Below are 16,451 nucleotides of genomic sequence, written 5' to 3' on the forward strand. Positions count from 1 at the left end.
TGACGAACAAATTACTTGTCCGTTTCCTGTCAATGCGCCGCTGTTTTGAACGGATTGACGAACAGTCAGACATCCAGTTGCACCGCCTCCGTTCCCTTCGCTGGAACCGCGCAGCACATCAATGCTTCCCCCGCAGGAAGTGGAAATTCCGGATGCCGTTCGTAGGTCACGGCGCCTCCCAGAACTTTCGTTCGGCATGACCCGCAGGAACCGTTTCGGCAACCGAACGGGGGCGTAAGACCGTTCTCTTCGGCGAGTTCCAAGAGCGACCCGGCGTCCGGGTTCCAGAGCGCTTTCTTGTTGGAGGCGTTGAACGTAACGGTGACGGATTCCGTGGCCACCGGTTCGAGTGCCGCGAGCGGCGGGGTGTCATCGCGGCTGCGTTGCAGGCTCGAGGGGCCAAAGGCCTCCGCATGAATACGTCCGTCGTTGATGTCCAGCGCGCGCAGGCCGTCGTACATCTGCTGCATGAATCCTTGAGGGCCGCACAGGTAGAAGTCGTAATCGTCGAACGGCAGCTTTTCACGCAACAGGTCGATGCTGAGTCGGCCTTCGTGTTCGTAATCCACGCCGTGCTCCGCCTCGGTGACGTCACTCAAGGCACGCACGTAATTGAGCTTGCCGTTGGCGGCGGTGACCAGGCCGGCGAACTCTTCCTGAAAGGCCAGTTGTGTTTTGTTTGAGGCCGACTGAAACACCCACGTACGGCGCCAAAGCAGCGTGCGAATGCCTTCCTGGACCAAGTGGCGGGCCATGGCCAGCGACGGGGTCACGCCGACCCCCGCTGCCAGAAACACCACCGAGCGGCGCGCCAGATGATCCACCGTGAAGGCGCCGGACGGCGCAAGGGCTTCAAGCCTGTCGCCGACGCGAAGGGTGTCGTGCAAGTGGCTGGAGACTGCGCCGTCGCGCTTGACGCTGATGCGCAGTGCGTCGTCTCGCGGGGCGTTCGACAGGGTGTAAGTGCGCAGCAGCGGTGCGTCCTGCCCCGGGAGGGTCACGCGGATTGGCAAGTGTTGCCCCGCCAGGTGTGTCGGCGTGCCCACACCGTCATCGGGCAAGAGCCGGAACGAGCGAATGCTCGCGCTTTCGTCGTCGATCCCGATCACGCGGTACGGTCGCCACGTCCGTTTCAATTCGGCCGCTTTCAGGCGCATTTCCATGTCGTCCCAACTGCCGGTCATCAGCACATTGGGCGACATGCCGCCTTCGATTTCTTCCCAATGCAGGGGCAGCCCGCGAGGGCGACGGATCACCTGTTCGGGAAAGAAGTGCCACATGCGTTCGGCGCCGACGAAGGCCTGGGTTTCAGGCGAATCGATGATGACCTCTGAGCGCCCGGTCAGGTGCATCAGGTCGCCGCTGTGCATGTCGACGAATACCAGCCCGGCCCTCGGGTTCAGCAGCATGTTGCCCAAGGTGTTGAAGAACAGATTGCCGTTGAATTCGGGCACCGTGAGCCTGCCGTTTTCGTCGACCCGCACGAAGCCGGGTTTGCCGCCACGATGGGACACGTCGACGTGGCGTTTGCCGTCGCGCTCCACGTAAGACGCGACAAAGAAGGCGTCCGCTGAAGTGATCATGGCGATGTCATCGGCGCTCAAGGTGTCGGACTGGCTCACCTGGCCGGGGGGCGCGTCGCTGAACACGAAACGACGCAATTGAATGTAGCGGGGGCAATGGCCGTAGGTCTGGGTTGGGTCGATTTCGAAGCCGCTGTTGTCGATGCGCTTCACGAAACCGTTGAGGCGGTTGCGGCGCCGGGTGTGCATTTCGATGCCAAGCATGGCGATGCCGTCGCCGTCTTCCATGCCTGCGTCGGCCGGGTCGGCAGGTTCCCGGGGCAGGTCGAACACCAGGCGTCTGGGGTCCGGCGACTGAGCGAAACGGGGCTGGGCTGCGCGCAAGGTCGCCCACGGGTGACCCTGCGGATCGACACAGCCGAACACCACGAACGGCAACTGTGCGTAAAACTCGCGGTGTTGATCAGGCAGCCAGTTGCGGGACATCTGCATCTTGCCCGCCTTGACCATTTGCTCGACGGCGCCAACGCTGCGTTGCAGGCGCAATTCGCCTTCGTTCCAGGGGGAGGTTTCTGTGTCTTCCTGAGGTTTGTCCATGACACGGATTCCGACAACTGAGACGGATATCGTCCTACAAGATATTTCTGTACAGAACCTGCTCGAATCTCAATTCATTGTTTCGCAGGCTGAAATGATCCAAAGAGATGCAACAACGGACTGCCCATGTCGTCCTGCCTGCGGGCGCCTCACCTCAAGCCTTTCACCTCGAACAGCTCGACCAGCCATTCGACGAAAACCCGCACCCGCGCGCTGAGGTGGCGGTTGGGCGAGTACACGATGTAGATCGGATTGGGTTCCAGGGACCAGTCTTGCAGCACTTGAACCAGTGCGCCGGATTCAAGGTGCGGGTCGGCCATGAACCGGGGTGTCTGCAACACGCCCATGCCCGCGAGGGCGGCAGCGAGCAGGGCGTTGGCGTCGTTGACCGACACGAAGTAAGGGCCATCGACCGAGACTCGCTCATCGCCCCGGACAAACGTTTCCAGCCTGCGTTGTTGGGTGGCGGCAAAAAAATACCGGACCATCTGGTGGTCCTTTTCCAGATCGCGGGGGTGCAGAGGCGTCCCGTGGGCCGCGAGATAACCGGGGGTGGCGCACGTCAAGTATTCGAGACTGCCCAATCGTCGGGCAATCAGCGACGGGTCGTTCAACGCGCCACCGCGAATGACGCAGTCCACCCGGTCACCCAGCAGGTCCACGGGGCGGTCGCTCACGCCGATGTCCAGTTGCAATTGCGGGTAGCGTTTCTGAAAGTCGGGGAGTGCGGGCAGCACCAGCATGGACGCCACCGTCGCGCCCATGTCGATGCGCAATTTTCCATGGGGGCGTGCCTGTGCGCTGGAGAGGTCCGATTCGGCTTCCAGCCACCGATCGATCACCCGCACCATACGTTCGTAGTAAGCCGTGCCGTCATTGGTCAGTGAGACGCGTCGCGTGGTGCGGTTGAGCAGCGTCACCCGCAGGTGGCTTTCCAGCGACTGAATGTGCTTGGTGACAGTGTTGCGCGGCAGGTTTAAGGCCTGCGCCGCCTTGACGAAACTTCCCGCTTCCACGACCTGAATGAAGGCTTTTACAGCATTGAAATAGTCCACGCGGCCCGCTCCGGTGACGATGAGTGCTCGCATTATTAGCCCGTTTATAGGAACAGTGCTGTTGTTTTCGATGGGTTTATCCATCAATCGCGTTCTCATACATTGATTTCACCCCATTACGCGATCCAGTCGGATGGCACTCAGAGGAGATAAATCAATGACTCAACACCTTCAAGGCAAAGTGGCACTGGTCACCGGCGGCTCCCGTGGCATCGGTGCCGCCATCGCCAAACGTCTCGCTGCAGACGGCGCCCATGTGGCGTTCAGCTACGCGAAGTCCCTGGAACAAGCGCAACAGGTGGTCGCCGACATCGAGCGTCTAGGCGTGCAGGCGCTGGCGATCCAGGCTGATCAAGGCGATGCTGCCCAAGTCACCGCACTGGTCAAACAGGTCCATCAACACTTCGGCCGTCTCGACATTCTGGTCAACAGCGCAGGCGTGTTCGTCACCGGTCCTGTCGATGATCCGCAGGCGGATATTGCAGGGTTCAACCGCCAGCAGGCCGTGAACATCGGCGGCGTGGTGTCCGCTGTGCGCGCTGCGGCGGGCTTGATCAGTGACGGCGGCCGCATCATTTCCGTCGGCACCACTGGCGCTGATCGCATTCCGTTTCCGGGTGCTGCCGATTATGTGGCGACCAAGGCCGCTGTCGCGGCGTACACCCGTGGCTGGGCGCGGGACCTGGGCTCGCGGAACATCACCGTCAATACCGTTCAACCGGGCGCCATCAACACCGACATGAACCCTGAAACCGCCGATCACGCGTCGTTTCTCATTGGCCTGACGGCGCTGAGTCGTTACGGTCAACCGGAAGATATCGCCGCCGCCGTGGCCTTCCTTGCCAGCCCCGATGCGTCGTACATCACCGGCGCCACCCTCAACGTCGACGGCGGCCAATCCGCCTGATACGCCTGTGCTTGAGAGACGCCCTTCCTACGGGCGTCCATTTTCCACGTCAAGATTGAGCGAGCCTGCCATGACCCAACGTATCCGGATTTATCAACAAGGAGGGCCTTCGGTTCTCCACCCCGAAACGTTCACGCTGGAGACCCCCGGCAGTGATCAGGTGCTGTTGCGCCACGAAGCCATCGGCGTGAACTTCGTCGACACGATGTTCAGGGACGGCACCTTCAACGCGCCACTCCCGTTCACGCCGGGCGTGGAGGGTGCCGGTGTGATCGAAGCCGTGGGCGCGCAGGTCCGGCATTTGAAAGTGGGGGACCGGGTGGGCTATTTCTTCGCCTTGGGTGCCTACGCGGACCGCCGAGTGATCGACGCGAACACGCTGATCAAACTGCCCGACGATGTCTCCAGCGAGCAGGCCGCCGGGCTGTTGGCCAAAGGGCTGACGGCGTGGATGCTGGTCAGGCAGGTGCATGCCCTTCAGGCCGGTGAAACGATCCTGGTTCAAGGGGCCTCAGGGGGTGTCGGTACGCTGCTCGCCCGGTGGGCCAAATCCATCGGTGCCACCGTCATCGCGACGGCGGGGTCCGCCGAGAAAGCGCGAATCATCGAAGGCTGGGGGCTCGATCACGTCCTGCGTTCGGATGAACCTGAACTGGCTGAGCGGATCAAGGCCGCGAATGGCGGGGCAGGCGTCGATGTGGTGTATGACCTGGTAGGGCAGGCCACACTGTCGGCTTCGGTCAGCGCATTGCGCGACGGCGGGCACCTCGTTCACGTCGGCAATGCGTCGGGCGCTGGCGTGGCAGACACGGCCGTGTTGACCGCGCGCGGGATTCGCTACGTGAAACCCTCAACGCCGCAGTACGTCAACCCGCAGAATCAGGACAGCGCTGCCGCTGAACTGTTCGAGCGCTTCAGGGCAGGCGCATTGGGGCCGCTCCCACTGGCCCGGTATCGACTGGATGAAGCGGCCTTGGCCCATCAGGCCATCGCCGCGCGTAAACATTCGGGGTCGATTCTGCTGATTCCGTGAGCGGGGATAGCATTCAAGGGCCACGGGGTTACCTGATGCACAGGCGACCCGGTGGTCCATTGAGTCGACGGGGAAGGCTGTGCAGACCGCGATCTATTGCGCTTTGAACGGCCGGATCGACAGGCAAATCGACAGAATTTCTGCCTCGCCCTCATCGCCAGACACGAAGGCGTGGCGCATGGTGCTGTCGATGTACGAGCTGTCGCCCACGTTCAGCGTCAGCGGCGCGTAGTGTTCGGTGTGGAAAATCAGCACGCCCTTGAGCACGAAGATGAATTCTTCGCCGTCGTGCAGGCTCCAGTCTTCGATCGGCGGCACGTCGTGATTCCGGATGGTCATGCGCAGCGGCACCATGACCTTGGATTTCAATGCCGACGAGTGCACGCGGTAATCGTAGAAGGGCGTGCTGAACAGCTCGGCATCCTCTGCCTTGGTCGAGATGAGGCGGGCCATGACGGCCTGGGGCTGGAGCCCCGACGCCCCGTCCATGATGTCGACGAAGTTCATTTGCAGGCAGCGGGCAATGCTCAGCAGCGTGTCGAAACTGGGGCGTGACTGACCTTTTTCGATTTTCGAGATTGCCGCGATCGACACCCCGCTGCGCTGGCTGAGCTCCTCCAGCGTCCAGCCGCGCGCATTGCGCTGAGCCTTGATCTCAACGCCTAGCAGGGGGTCAGCCTTGGGTTTGACAGGGATCTTGCTCAAACTGTGGTCTCCGGGGGTTCAGCCAAGGCAACGGTCCAGAACGTCCGCAATCAATGCTTCAACTCTGGGCTGGGCCTCTTCGACCCTCGCGGCGGCAGTATAAAGGAGTTCCTCGATGTCGACCTTGCGGTTGATCAGCGACTCGCGATTGATCTCGACCCAGCCGTTGATGATGCCCACGTCGACCTCGGGGTGAAACTGCATGCCCACGGTGTTGCCTTTCTGGAAACCCTGGATCGACGTGCCTGCGCTCGCCAGCTTCTGTGCGCCTTTCGGCAGGTTGAAGTTGTCGCCGTGCCAGCGGAACCACGGGCCTGCCCACAGCTCATCGATGGCGTCGTCGTTGATCAACCAGCCGGTGTCGCGATAACCCATTGGCTTGACTTCGGAGCCATGGGCGGCGGCAAGCATTTGCGCGCCGAAACAGATGCCCATAATGGGTTTTTCGAGGGCGATCAGTTTTTTAGTGAATTCAAGCTCTTCTGCGGTCCAGGGAATGTGCGTTTCATACACGCCGGTGGGCGAGCCGAGCAGCACGAAAATGTCACCTGAATCGGGATCGATGTCGTCGAAAGACGCCGTTCGGGCATCGATCGTGTGCAGCTCGAACCCGTGTAGATCACGCAGGATAGGGCCGACCAGGCCAATCCCCGTGTCTGGAGAGTGCTGAATGACAATGGCTTTCATGTGGTGGCAGTCCAAAAAGGTGTTGAAGATTTATATTTTTTTATGCTGTTCGAACGCGTCGTGCTGGTGCAGCGTTTGCCGGCGCGAGGTGTCGACCGAGACGCGAAAGACGTCCTGGCGGTGGTAATGACCGGTCGGGTCGAAGTTCTGGCGTTCTTCCCGGACACGGCCCACGTCGGCGTCGAACGAGATGATCTGTTCGCGACCGTCTTCGGCCTGCGCAACCACGCGGCCAGAAGGGTCGACGATGCAGGAACCGCCGGTGAAGATGACGTCCACGCCGTCATCCTTGAGCTGGTCATAGAAGGCGAAATCCTCGGGCACGTCCGACAGCGACAGGATGCCGCTGGAACTGATGACCCAGACCCGGCCCTCGGTGGCGATCATCTGGCCCGCGTTCTTGATCGCGGACGCATTGCCCGGCCACACGCTGACGTGAACGTCTTCGCCTTGTGCATAGAGGGCGAAGCGCGCCAGGGGCATCCAGTTCTCCCAGCAGTTCAGGCCGCCGACCTTGAACTCGCCGAAATCGTGGGCCTGCAAGCCGTTGCCGTCGCCCGGCGCCCAGCACAGGCGCTCGTCGTAGGTCGGAACCAGCTTTCGATGGACGCTGACGATGCCCCGCTCGGGGTGAATCGCCACCAGTGAGCAGTAGATCGAGCCACGGCCTTCACGGATGCCGCGCTCGTTGATGCCCAGGTAAACGCCGACGCCATAATCACGACTGGCCTCGGCAATCAAATTCATTTCATGGCCGGGGACTTCGACGGCCGCTTCCAGAAACTGCGAGTACGCGCGTTTCTGCAGCGGGTCGTCGAAGGCCGATCCATTGGTGCGGCATAACCAGAACGGGTAGCCGCTCAGAAACGACTCTGAGAACACCAGGAGTTCAATACCCTGTTCGCTCGCTTCCTTGATCGCCTGAATCACGATCTGGGCGGTCCTGGCTCGGTCGAGCCAGGCTGGCCGCAACTGCGCTGCGCCGATTTTCATGTGTGACCTCCTGGTGTGCTGGAGTTTTTTGAGTAGGTTTCCGAGGGGCTATCGCTCAATCAGTACATTTCGAAGTATTCGTTCTGTTCCCAATCGGTGACCGCGGACAGGAAGCGGTTGGCTTCGAATTCTTTCAGCAGCGTCAGGTAGTTGTGGAACACCGGCCCCAGTTCCTGCTTGAGCACGTCGCTCTGTTTGAACGAAACGATGGCTTCCATCAGGCTCATCGGCAGTTGCGGACGGTCGGCCAGGTAGGCTGCTTTCACTGCTTCACCCGGGTTGATCTTGTTCGCGATGCCGTTGCGGCCTGCGATGATCTGCGACGCGATGTAAAGGTACGGGTTGGCGGTCGGCTCACCCACACGGTTTTCGATACGGGATGCCTTGTCGTGATGGCCGCCGATCGAGCGCAGCATGGAACCGCGGTTTTCGTGTGCCCAGGAGGCTTTGTTCGGCGCGAAGCCATCCGGACGGTGACGCTTGTAGCCGTTGACGGTTGGCGTGGTCAGCAGGGCCGTGCCTGCCGCGTTGGCCAGCAGACCGCCCATGTAGTTCATGCCCAGTGGCGACAACGGACCGGCTTCGCCTTCCTCAGCCATGAAGACGTTGCGACCGTTGTTGTCCACCACGGACTGGTGCATGTGCCAGCCGCTCGGGAACACGTTGGCCACTTTCGGGATAGCCATGAAGCTGGCGTGCAGACCGTTGCGACGGCACAGCTGCTTGACCGCCGAACGGAACAGCAGCGCCGCATCGGCTGCTTCCATTGCAGGCAGCGGGTTGAAGGTCACTTCGCACTGGCCAGGGCCCCACTCGTCTTCGAGGGTCGCCAGTGGCAGGCCGAGCTTCTGCACGTTCTCGTGAATGAACGAGAGCAGGCCTTCGACTTCGTCGCCGCGGGTTTCGGTGAGGTACTGGTAGCCGTGCTGAATCATCGAGACTTCAGGCGGCGTGGCCGGGTTGCCGCAGTTTTCCGGGGCCAGTTTCGGGTCCAGCAGCTTGAACACGTAGAACTCGAACTCCAGGCCCACGACCATGTTCAGGCCGTCGCCTTTGAGTTTGGCGATCTGGTCACGAAGGATCTGGCGCGTCGAGAACGGGCAAGGCTTGCCGTTGGAGAGGTACGCGTCGCTCAGGCACCAACCGGTGTCCTTGACCCATGGAAGCACGCGGAACGTGGTCGGGTCCGGGACCAGGATGCCGTCCGGCAAGCCGATCATTTCCGGCACACCCAGGGCGTTCTCGGCGCCGAATGGCGGGACGATTGGGTGGTTGGTGGGGTCGAAGATCGTCGTTACCAGCTGGAAGTCCTTGCCGCTGTGAAGAGCGGTTTTGAATTCTTCTACGGTGATCGTTTTCCCGCGAACGATACCGTGCTGATCACCCCATCCCAGCCGAATAAAACGGAGTCCTTCCTTATCGATACGTTGGATGACGTCGTCCGCAGCGCGGGTCATCTCTTCGGTCCAAAGGTTGTGACGTTTGATGAAGTGAGCTCTTTCAGTAGACATATCTGGCCTCATTCTTTTTCTGATGATTTTGCTGGCTAGGACATATGCGCTTGTAACGGTAGCTGTCCCCTGAATCGCAGGGGGCAATTTCAAAGTACACCTGTTTTTTCTTTTGCGCGAGAAATTTATTGCTGTTATGTTTCTTTGGCGTCTGTTTTTCTCCTAAACGAAAAAAAGAAAAGAGGGTAAAACGTATGTCTCCAATACTCGCAACCGCAATTGGCGTGGGCATCCTGGGAGGGGTGGCGTCCTGGTTTTTTCTCAGTGTCGGCACGATTCTCTTATGGGCTGCTTTTGTCGCATGGGCGTCGTACTTCGCCGTTGGCGGTGACACTCGCGCCATCTGGCTCAACCTGACGTCGAACGCATTTGGCGTGCTGGTCGCGTGGATCGTCGCGCTGCTGGCATTGACCAGTCCTGCCGCCACGCTCGGCGCACCCCTGTGGGTCGGTTTGCTCGTCGCCGGCAGCGTCTTCCTCTACATCATGGCGTCGCGTTTTTCGGCATTCTCGTCGGTCCCGGCGGCCACGCTCGGTTACGCCACGACCTTCGCCTATATCAGCCAGACGCCCGGTGCGTTCGCGTACCCGGCATTGTTGTCGGCTGGCTTTCAGAACGTGCTGTTGCTGGTCATCGTCTCGATGTCCATTGGCACCGCGTTCGCGTTTGGGTCTGCCAGGCTGTCGGCCGCTTTGACCCGTTCGGCATAACCGCAGGAAAACGCCGTGGCGGGTTCCCGGACGCGCCACGGCACCTCATAAAAAACCTCTTCACCTGCTGGAGACCGTCATGACGAACACCTGGAAAACCGCACGCCGATCCCTGTATTACGCGGGCGCCCCTGAGCCGGAAGATCCCGTGCTCGAAAAAGGCAAAGTCGCGCTGCTGATCATCGATGTGCAGAACACCTACCTGGAGCGTCCTGATCCTGCGACCCTCGACGACGCCGAGCGCGCCCGTTTCGATGCCTGGACGCCGTTTCATGAGCGGATGCATGCAACCGTCATTCCGAATCTGGAAAAACTGATCGGCGCGTTTCGCGGTGCGGACCTCGATGTCCTGTTCGCCCGCATTGCCTGCCTGACCCCCGAGGGCCGCGACCGCTCGCTAAGCCAGAAGAAACCGGGCTGGAACAACCTGCTGTTGCCCGCGAACGAGCATGCCTCCCAAGTCATCGACCGCCTTGCACCGGCCTCGGACGAAATCGTGGTGCTGAAGACCACCGACAGCGCCCTGACCGGCACCAACCTGCGGCTGATCCTGAACAACCTCGGCATCACCCACGTCGTGTGCGCGGGCCTGTTCACCGACCAGTGCGTGGCGTCCACTGTGCGCAGTCTTGCCGACGAAAGCTTCGACGTGATCGTGATCGACGACGCCAGTGCGGCAGGCAGCCTTGAGTTGCACAACCAGGAGCTGGCGATCATGAACATGATCTACTGCAACGTGATGAACACCGATGAGCTGTTGGGCTACCTTCCTCGGTCTTGAGCGGTAGTGACCCTTTGAGCGAGGCGCAGCATGCGAATCCACGTCACGTTCAACGACCGCGTCGGCATCACCCAGGAAGTCCTGGCCCTGCTCGGCGCGCGTCACCTCAATCTGGACGCGGTGGAGATGATTCCACCCAACGTTTATATCGATGCCCCCGACCTGTGCCAGACCGTGCTCGACGAACTCAACTACGCGCTGTTGCGCATCGAGGGCGTCAAGGCCGTGGAATTGGTGGACCTGCTGCCGGGGCAGCGTCGGCGCTTGCAGCTCGACGCGTTGCTGGCGGCGATGAGTGATCCGGTGCTGGCGGTCGATCCCGGCGGCTATGTGCTGCTGGCCAACCCCAAGCTGGTCAGTTTGTATGGCCGGGACCCGACGGGGGAGCCGCTGTCGAACCTGTTTCCCGCGCCGGACCTGGCGAAGTCGCTGGTCGACAAGGGCTTTCGCCTACCCATGTGCGAGGTCTGTTTCAACGGGCAGGATTTGCTGCTCGATGTCACGCCCATCACCGGCGCTGCGCAACGCGCACGCTTTCTCGCCGGCGGGCTGTTGACCCTCTATCCCCCCAGTCGCATCGGCGAACGCTTGGCCTCCCTGCATCACGATCACGCAGAAGGGCTCGACGCGCTGCTGGGGAATTCTCCGGCCCTCGGGCAGCTCAAGACCCGCTTGCAGAAAGTCGCGGGCCTCGATGCCGCGTTGCTGATTCAAGGCGAAACCGGCACCGGTAAAGAGCTGGTCGCGCGTGCCTGCCATGCCTTGAGCACGCGTCGGGACGCGCCGTTTCTGGCGCTGAACTGCGCCGCGCTGCCGGAGAGCCTGGCCGAGAGCGAATTGTTCGGTTACGCCGCCGGGGCCTTCACCGGCGCGCAGCGGGGCGGCAAGCCGGGGCTGTTGGAGTTGTCGGATCGCGGCACGGTGTTCCTTGATGAAGTGGGGGAAATGTCGCCTTATTTGCAGGCCAAGCTGTTGCGCTTCCTCAACGACGGCTGCTTTCGGCGGGTGGGGGGCGACCGTGAAGTGCACGTCAGCGTGCGGGTGGTGTGCGCCACTCACCGCAATCTGGAGCGGATGGTGGCCGAGGGCACCTTTCGCGAGGACCTTTATTACCGACTCAATGTGCTCAACCTCCTCGTTCCGGCGCTGCGCGAACGCGGCCTGGACATCCTGCTGCTGGCCGAGCATTTCCTGCGTCAGGCCTGCGAACAGATTCAGCGTTCACCTTGCCGACTGGCGTCCTCGACCCATTCGGTGCTGATGGGCAATCGATGGGCCGGCAACGTGCGGCAGTTGCAGAACGTCATCTTTCGCGCGGCGGCGATCTGTGAAGACGACGTGATTGACTGCGACGGGCTCGAACTGGCAGGCACCGAACTGGTGAGCCAGAAAGCCGATGCGGGCGGCGTGGTCAGCCTGGAAGCCGCCGTCCAGGATTTCGAAAAGTCGCTGCTGGAAACCCTCTACCTGGCCTACCCGTCGACTCGCCAACTGGCCGTGCGGCTGCAAACGTCCCACACCGCCATTGGCCAACGGCTGCGTAAATACGGGATCGGCGGTCGCTAGTTTTTACGCCTTTCAGCGGGGCGGTTCGATAGCGTTCCACTGGACCGATTTCGCTCCACGCGCCTGCTCGTCGCGTGTGCCGTGGTGCTGGCGTGTCAGCGCGCACGTTTGCTCGCCGGGCTGGAACGGTATTGATCCAGGGCGTCGAAAAGGATCTTCGCTAAATATCGCAAGTAATTGAAATTTAATGGAAAAAATCGGTTGGCATTGCCCTTGCTCTAGTCCTCTGTGCCAGCCCCACCACCGGGGCGCCCCATAACAAGAGGAATACCGATGAGCACGCTGCGTTTTACTGCCGAGCATGAATGGTTGCGTCTGGAAACTTCCGGCGAACTCACGGTGGGCATCACCGCCTTTGCCCAGGAAGCACTGGGTGACGTGGTGTTCGTGCAATTGCCGGAGCTGGGTCGATTCGCGGAAGGGGATGAGGTCGCCGTGCTGGAGTCAGTGAAAGCCGCGAGCAATATCAGCATGCCGCTGACCGGCGAGGTGGTGGCGGTCAACGAGGCGCTCTCCGACGAACCGGAGATCGTCAACGCATCGCCAATGGACGAGGGCTGGTTCTTCCGCATTCGCATCGACAACCTCGGCGCCTTCGAGGACTTGATGGACCAGGACGCCTACGCGCATTTCCTGGCCGAAAACGCCTGAAGCGGGGATCGACATGAGCACGCCAAAGACACCGCTGAATACCGACAACGAATTCATTGCCCGCCACATCGGGCCGCGCGATCAGGACGTTGCGACGATGCTGGCGCTGACCGGTCATGACGCCCTCGACGCACTGATCGACAGCGTCATTCCGCCGAGCATCAAGGGCACCAGCGTGCTTGAGCTGTCAGCGGGGCAGGGCGAAGCCGAGGCGTTGGCGGCGATCAAAGCCATCGCGGGCAAAAACAGGCTGCTGCGCAACCACATCGGCCAAGGCTACTACCCGTGTCTGACCCCGGCACCCATCCTGCGCAACCTGCTGGAAAACCCGGCCTGGTACACCGCGTACACCCCCTATCAGCCGGAGATTTCTCAGGGTCGGCTGGAAGCGCTGCTGAATTTTCAGACGCTGATCAGTGACCTGACCGGCATGGACATCGCCAACGCGTCGCTGCTCGATGAGGCGACCGCTGCCGCCGAAGCCATGACGTTCTGCAAGCGCCTGGCCAAAAACAAAGCCCCGGCGTTTTTCGTGTCGCACCACTGCCACCCACAGACCCTCGACGTGCTGCGCACCCGTGCCGAGCCGTTGAACATCGAAGTGGTCATCGGTGATGAAACCGAACTGGAGAAGCAGGGGCTCGACGGCTATTTCGGTCTGTTGCTGCAATACCCGGCCAGCACCGGCGCCATCGTCGATCATCGTTCGTTGGTGCAACGCGCCCATCAGGCCGGGGCATTGGTGGCTGTCGCCGCCGACCTGCTGGCGCTGACTTTACTGACCCCGCCGGGCGAATTCGATGCCGACGTGGCGCTGGGCAGCGCCCAACGGTTTGGCGTGCCGTTAGGGTTCGGTGGGCCCCATGCGGCGTACTTCGCCACCCGGGATGCCTTCAAGCGCGACATGCCGGGGCGGCTGGTGGGCATCTCCGTCGACCGGCACGGCAAACCGGCGATGCGTCTGGCGATGCAAACCCGCGAGCAACACATTCGTCGCGAAAAAGCCACGAGCAACATCTGCACCGCGCAAGTGCTGCTGGCCAATATCGCGAGCATGTACGCCGTCTACCACGGGCCGAAAGGCCTGACCGCCATTGCCCGACGGGTCCATCGGCTGACGTCGATTCTGGCCCATGGCCTGACGCGATTGGGGCATCGGATCGAACAGGTGCACTTCTTCGATACCCTCAGCGTGGTGCCGACCCTGCCGGTGGACTCGGTGCACAAAACGGCGACAGCCGCAGGTATCAACCTGCGAATAATCGACGCCATTCGGGTCGGCATTTCGCTGGACGAAACCTGTGAGCAGGCCAGTGTGGAAGCGCTGTGGGCCGTGTTCGCGACTCAAGGCCAATCGCTGCCGGATTTCGCCGCGCTGGCAGAGACCGCTGGTGATGGCCTGCCACTGCCGTTGCTGCGGGAGTCGCCGATCCTCAAGCACGAAGTGTTCAACCGCTATCACTCCGAAACCGAGCTGATGCGCTACCTGCGACGCCTGGCCGACAAAGACCTGGCGCTCGACCGCACGATGATCCCGCTGGGCTCGTGCACCATGAAGCTCAACGCCGCCAGCGAGATGATCCCGATCACCTGGCCGGAGTTCGGTGCCGTGCACCCGTTTGCGCCCGCCGACCAGACGCTGGGTTATCAACAGCTGATCGAGGAGCTGGAGGCCCTGCTGTGCGCCGCCACGGGGTACGACGCCATGTCGTTGCAGCCCAACGCCGGTTCACAGGGCGAATACGCCGGGCTGCTCGCGATTCGTGCTTATCACGCCAGCCGAGGTGAGTCGAACCGCGACATCTGCCTGATCCCGTCATCGGCCCACGGCACCAATCCGGCGACCGCCAACATGGTCGGCATGCGCGTGATCGTCACGGCCTGCGACGCACGGGGCAACGTCGATATCGAAGACCTGCGTGCCAAGGCCATCGAGCACCGCGAGCGCCTCGCTGCGCTGATGGTGACGTACCCCTCGACCCACGGCGTGTTCGAGGAAGGCATCCGCGAGATCTGCGGCATCATTCATGACAACGGCGGCCAGGTGTACATCGACGGCGCCAACATGAACGCGATGGTCGGCCTTTGCGCACCGGGCAAATTTGGCGGCGACGTGTCCCACCTGAACCTGCACAAAACCTTCTGCATCCCTCATGGCGGCGGCGGGCCGGGCGTCGGTCCGATTGGGGTGAAGGCGCACTTGGCGCCGTTCCTGCCAGGGCATGAAACCCTTGGGCGCAAACAGGGCGCCGTCAGCGCGGCCCCGTTCGGCAGCGCGAGCATCCTGCCGATTACCTGGATGTACCTGCGCATGATGGGCGGCGAAGGGCTCAAGCGTGCCTCGCAACTGGCGATTCTCAGCGCCAACTACATCGCCCGTCGACTGGAGGCGCACTACCCGGTGTTGTACAGCGGCGAAAACGGTCTGGTCGCCCACGAATGCATCCTCGACCTGCGCCCGCTCAAGGAGTCCAGCGGCATCACAGTAGAGGACGTGGCCAAGCGTCTGATCGACTTCGGTTTCCACGCACCGACCATGTCGTTTCCGGTGGCGGGGACCTTGATGGTCGAGCCCACCGAAAGCGAATCGCTGGAGGAACTGGACCGGTTCTGCGAAGCGATGATTTGCATTCGTGAGGAAATCCGCGCCGTGGAAAACGGCGGGCTCGATCCCCACGACAACCCGCTGAGAAACGCGCCGCACACGGCAGCTGAACTGATCCTCGAATGGCCCCATTGCTACAGCCGGGAACTGGCGGTGTACCCGCTCCAATCCCTGCGTGACAGCAAGTACTGGCCGCCGGTGGGTCGGGTCGATAACGTGTACGGCGACCGAAACCTGGCCTGTGCCTGTCCGCCGCTGTCTTCCTACCAGGATGCTTGAAAACGGTGCCCGGACCCGCTCCGGGCACCCATGAATTGCGCTGAGTCCACTCAAACAAAAAAAGGAAACCCACCATGTTCCACAGAAGCCTGACCCTGTCCGATTTCGACCCTGCGCTCAGCGATGCCATCGATCGCGAAATCAAGCGCCAGGAAGACCACATCGAACTGATCGCCTCGGAGAACTACACCAGCCCGCAAGTGATGCAGGCCCAAGGCACCGAGCTGACCAACAAGTACGCCGAGGGTTACCCCGGCAAGCGCTACTACGGTGGCTGTGAGCACGTCGATGTGGTGGAACAGCTGGCGATTGACCGCGCCAAGCAACTGTTCGGCGCCGGTTATGCCAACGTTCAGCCGCACTCCGGCTCGTCCGCCAACAGCGCCGTTTACCTCGCCCTGTTGCAAGCCGGCGACACCCTTCTGGGCATGAGCCTGGCCCACGGTGGCCACCTGACCCACGGCGCAAAAGTGTCATCCTCCGGCAAGCTTTACAACGCCGTTCAGTACGGCATCGACACCCGCACTGGCACGATCGATTACGACGAAGTCGAGCGTCTGGCGGTTGAGCACAAACCGAAAATGATCGTCGCCGGTTTTTCCGCGTATTCGAAAACCCTCGACTTCCCGCGTTTCCGCGCCATTGCCGACAAGGTCGGCGCGTACCTGTTCGTCGACATGGCCCATGTCGCCGGTCTGGTCGCCGCAGGCCTCTATCCCAACCCGCTGCCTTACGCGGACGTCGTGACCACCACCACGCACAAAACCCTGCGCGGGCCCCGTGGCGGGCTGATTCTGGCCAAGGCCAACCCTGACCTTGAGAAGAAACTCAACGCTGCAGTGTTTCCG

Annotated in this window: 14 protein-coding genes; 8 read left to right on the forward strand and 6 right to left on the reverse strand. The window is 61.7% G+C overall.

From position 1 onward, the window contains the following. Positions 1 to 65: 65 nt before the first annotated feature. Both GVN17_RS26235 and GVN17_RS26240 read right to left on the reverse strand, forming a co-directional pair. Positions 66 to 2,120 carry a pyridoxamine 5'-phosphate oxidase family protein gene (locus GVN17_RS26235; RefSeq protein WP_166598199.1) on the reverse strand — a complete coding sequence of 685 codons (2,055 nt, stop codon included), beginning with the start codon at positions 2,118 to 2,120 and terminating at the stop codon, positions 66 to 68. 149 nt (positions 2,121 to 2,269) lie between these two features. Then, a complete protein-coding gene (locus GVN17_RS26240; RefSeq protein WP_166598214.1) occupies positions 2,270 to 3,175 on the reverse strand; it encodes a LysR family transcriptional regulator in 906 nt (301 codons plus the stop codon). A gap of 157 nt (positions 3,176 to 3,332) precedes the next feature. On the opposite strand from GVN17_RS26240, the gene GVN17_RS26245 reads away from it, so the two are divergent. Together GVN17_RS26245 and GVN17_RS26250 are read left to right on the forward strand one after the other, a co-directional pair. Then, positions 3,333 to 4,082: an SDR family NAD(P)-dependent oxidoreductase gene (locus GVN17_RS26245; RefSeq protein ID WP_166598200.1), complete on the forward strand. Its 750-nt coding sequence runs from the start codon at positions 3,333 to 3,335 to the stop codon at positions 4,080 to 4,082. A 70-nt stretch (positions 4,083 to 4,152) separates the two neighbouring features. Beyond that, positions 4,153 to 5,115 (forward strand): quinone oxidoreductase, encoded by a 963-nt coding sequence (locus tag GVN17_RS26250; protein ID WP_166598201.1) that lies wholly within the window; start codon positions 4,153 to 4,155, stop codon positions 5,113 to 5,115. A 93-nt stretch (positions 5,116 to 5,208) separates the two neighbouring features. On the opposite strand, the gene GVN17_RS26255 is transcribed toward GVN17_RS26250, so the two are convergent. From GVN17_RS26255 to GVN17_RS26270, 4 genes are read right to left on the reverse strand one after another with little or no spacing between them, the layout of a single operon-like run. Then, the gene (locus tag GVN17_RS26255; RefSeq protein WP_166598202.1) at positions 5,209 to 5,820 is read right to left on the reverse strand and encodes a helix-turn-helix domain-containing protein; all 612 of its coding nucleotides are present in this window, start codon (positions 5,818 to 5,820) and stop codon (positions 5,209 to 5,211) included. A gap of 18 nt (positions 5,821 to 5,838) precedes the next feature. Further along, positions 5,839 to 6,507: a hypothetical protein gene (locus GVN17_RS26260; RefSeq protein ID WP_166598203.1), complete on the reverse strand. Its 669-nt coding sequence runs from the start codon at positions 6,505 to 6,507 to the stop codon at positions 5,839 to 5,841. A gap of 30 nt (positions 6,508 to 6,537) precedes the next feature. Next, the gene (locus tag GVN17_RS26265; protein ID WP_166598204.1) at positions 6,538 to 7,500 is read right to left on the reverse strand and encodes a carbon-nitrogen hydrolase family protein; all 963 of its coding nucleotides are present in this window, start codon (positions 7,498 to 7,500) and stop codon (positions 6,538 to 6,540) included. A 59-nt stretch (positions 7,501 to 7,559) separates the two neighbouring features. Then, a complete protein-coding gene (locus tag GVN17_RS26270) occupies positions 7,560 to 9,011 on the reverse strand; it encodes a glutamine synthetase family protein (protein ID WP_166598205.1) in 1,452 nt (483 codons plus the stop codon). 194 nt (positions 9,012 to 9,205) lie between these two features. On the opposite strand from GVN17_RS26270, the gene GVN17_RS26275 reads away from it, so the two are divergent. The 6 genes from GVN17_RS26275 to glyA form a co-directional block, all read left to right on the forward strand. Further along, positions 9,206 to 9,721 carry a DUF1097 domain-containing protein gene (locus GVN17_RS26275; protein WP_166598206.1) on the forward strand — a complete coding sequence of 172 codons (516 nt, stop codon included), beginning with the start codon at positions 9,206 to 9,208 and terminating at the stop codon, positions 9,719 to 9,721. 79 nt (positions 9,722 to 9,800) lie between these two features. After that, entirely contained in the window at positions 9,801 to 10,502 is a 702-nt protein-coding gene (locus GVN17_RS26280; RefSeq protein ID WP_166598207.1) for a cysteine hydrolase family protein, read from the forward strand. Positions 10,503 to 10,532: 30 nt separating this feature from the next. Further along, on the forward strand, positions 10,533 to 12,068 hold the full coding sequence (locus GVN17_RS26285; RefSeq protein ID WP_166598208.1) for a sigma-54-dependent transcriptional regulator: 1,536 nt from the start codon (positions 10,533 to 10,535) through the stop codon (positions 12,066 to 12,068). Between the two features lie 273 nt (positions 12,069 to 12,341). Then, entirely contained in the window at positions 12,342 to 12,719 is a 378-nt protein-coding gene (gene gcvH / locus GVN17_RS26290; protein ID WP_166598209.1) for a glycine cleavage system protein GcvH, read from the forward strand. Positions 12,720 to 12,732: 13 nt separating this feature from the next. After that, positions 12,733 to 15,603, forward strand: coding sequence for an aminomethyl-transferring glycine dehydrogenase (gcvP, locus tag GVN17_RS26295; protein WP_166598210.1), 2,871 nt, complete (start codon positions 12,733 to 12,735; stop codon positions 15,601 to 15,603). Between the two features lie 74 nt (positions 15,604 to 15,677). Next, on the forward strand, positions 15,678 to 16,451 hold a 774-nt coding region (glyA, locus tag GVN17_RS26300), incomplete at its 3' end, for a serine hydroxymethyltransferase (RefSeq protein WP_166598211.1).

The organism is Pseudomonas sp. SLFW (genome assembly GCF_009905615.1).
GTDB lineage: Bacteria > Pseudomonadota > Gammaproteobacteria > Pseudomonadales > Pseudomonadaceae > Aquipseudomonas > Aquipseudomonas bambusae.

What these genes read in the sequence shown, in the direction of transcription:
- GVN17_RS26280 (WP_166598207.1), top strand. Translation starts at nt 9,801, where the DNA reads ATGACGAACACCTGGAAAACCGCACGCCGATCCCTGTATTACGCGGGC.
- GVN17_RS26235 (WP_166598199.1), bottom strand. Translation starts at nt 2,120, where the DNA reads ATGGACAAACCTCAGGAAGACACAGAAACCTCCCCCTGGAACGAAGGC.
- GVN17_RS26275 (WP_166598206.1), top strand. Translation starts at nt 9,206, where the DNA reads ATGTCTCCAATACTCGCAACCGCAATTGGCGTGGGCATCCTGGGAGGG.
- gcvH (WP_166598209.1), top strand. Translation starts at nt 12,342, where the DNA reads ATGAGCACGCTGCGTTTTACTGCCGAGCATGAATGGTTGCGTCTGGAA.
- GVN17_RS26260 (WP_166598203.1), bottom strand. Translation starts at nt 6,507, where the DNA reads ATGAAAGCCATTGTCATTCAGCACTCTCCAGACACGGGGATTGGCCTG.
- GVN17_RS26270 (WP_166598205.1), bottom strand. Translation starts at nt 9,011, where the DNA reads ATGTCTACTGAAAGAGCTCACTTCATCAAACGTCACAACCTTTGGACC.
- GVN17_RS26250 (WP_166598201.1), top strand. Translation starts at nt 4,153, where the DNA reads ATGACCCAACGTATCCGGATTTATCAACAAGGAGGGCCTTCGGTTCTC.
- GVN17_RS26285 (WP_166598208.1), top strand. Translation starts at nt 10,533, where the DNA reads ATGCGAATCCACGTCACGTTCAACGACCGCGTCGGCATCACCCAGGAA.
- GVN17_RS26245 (WP_166598200.1), top strand. Translation starts at nt 3,333, where the DNA reads ATGACTCAACACCTTCAAGGCAAAGTGGCACTGGTCACCGGCGGCTCC.
- gcvP (WP_166598210.1), top strand. Translation starts at nt 12,733, where the DNA reads ATGAGCACGCCAAAGACACCGCTGAATACCGACAACGAATTCATTGCC.
- GVN17_RS26265 (WP_166598204.1), bottom strand. Translation starts at nt 7,500, where the DNA reads ATGAAAATCGGCGCAGCGCAGTTGCGGCCAGCCTGGCTCGACCGAGCC.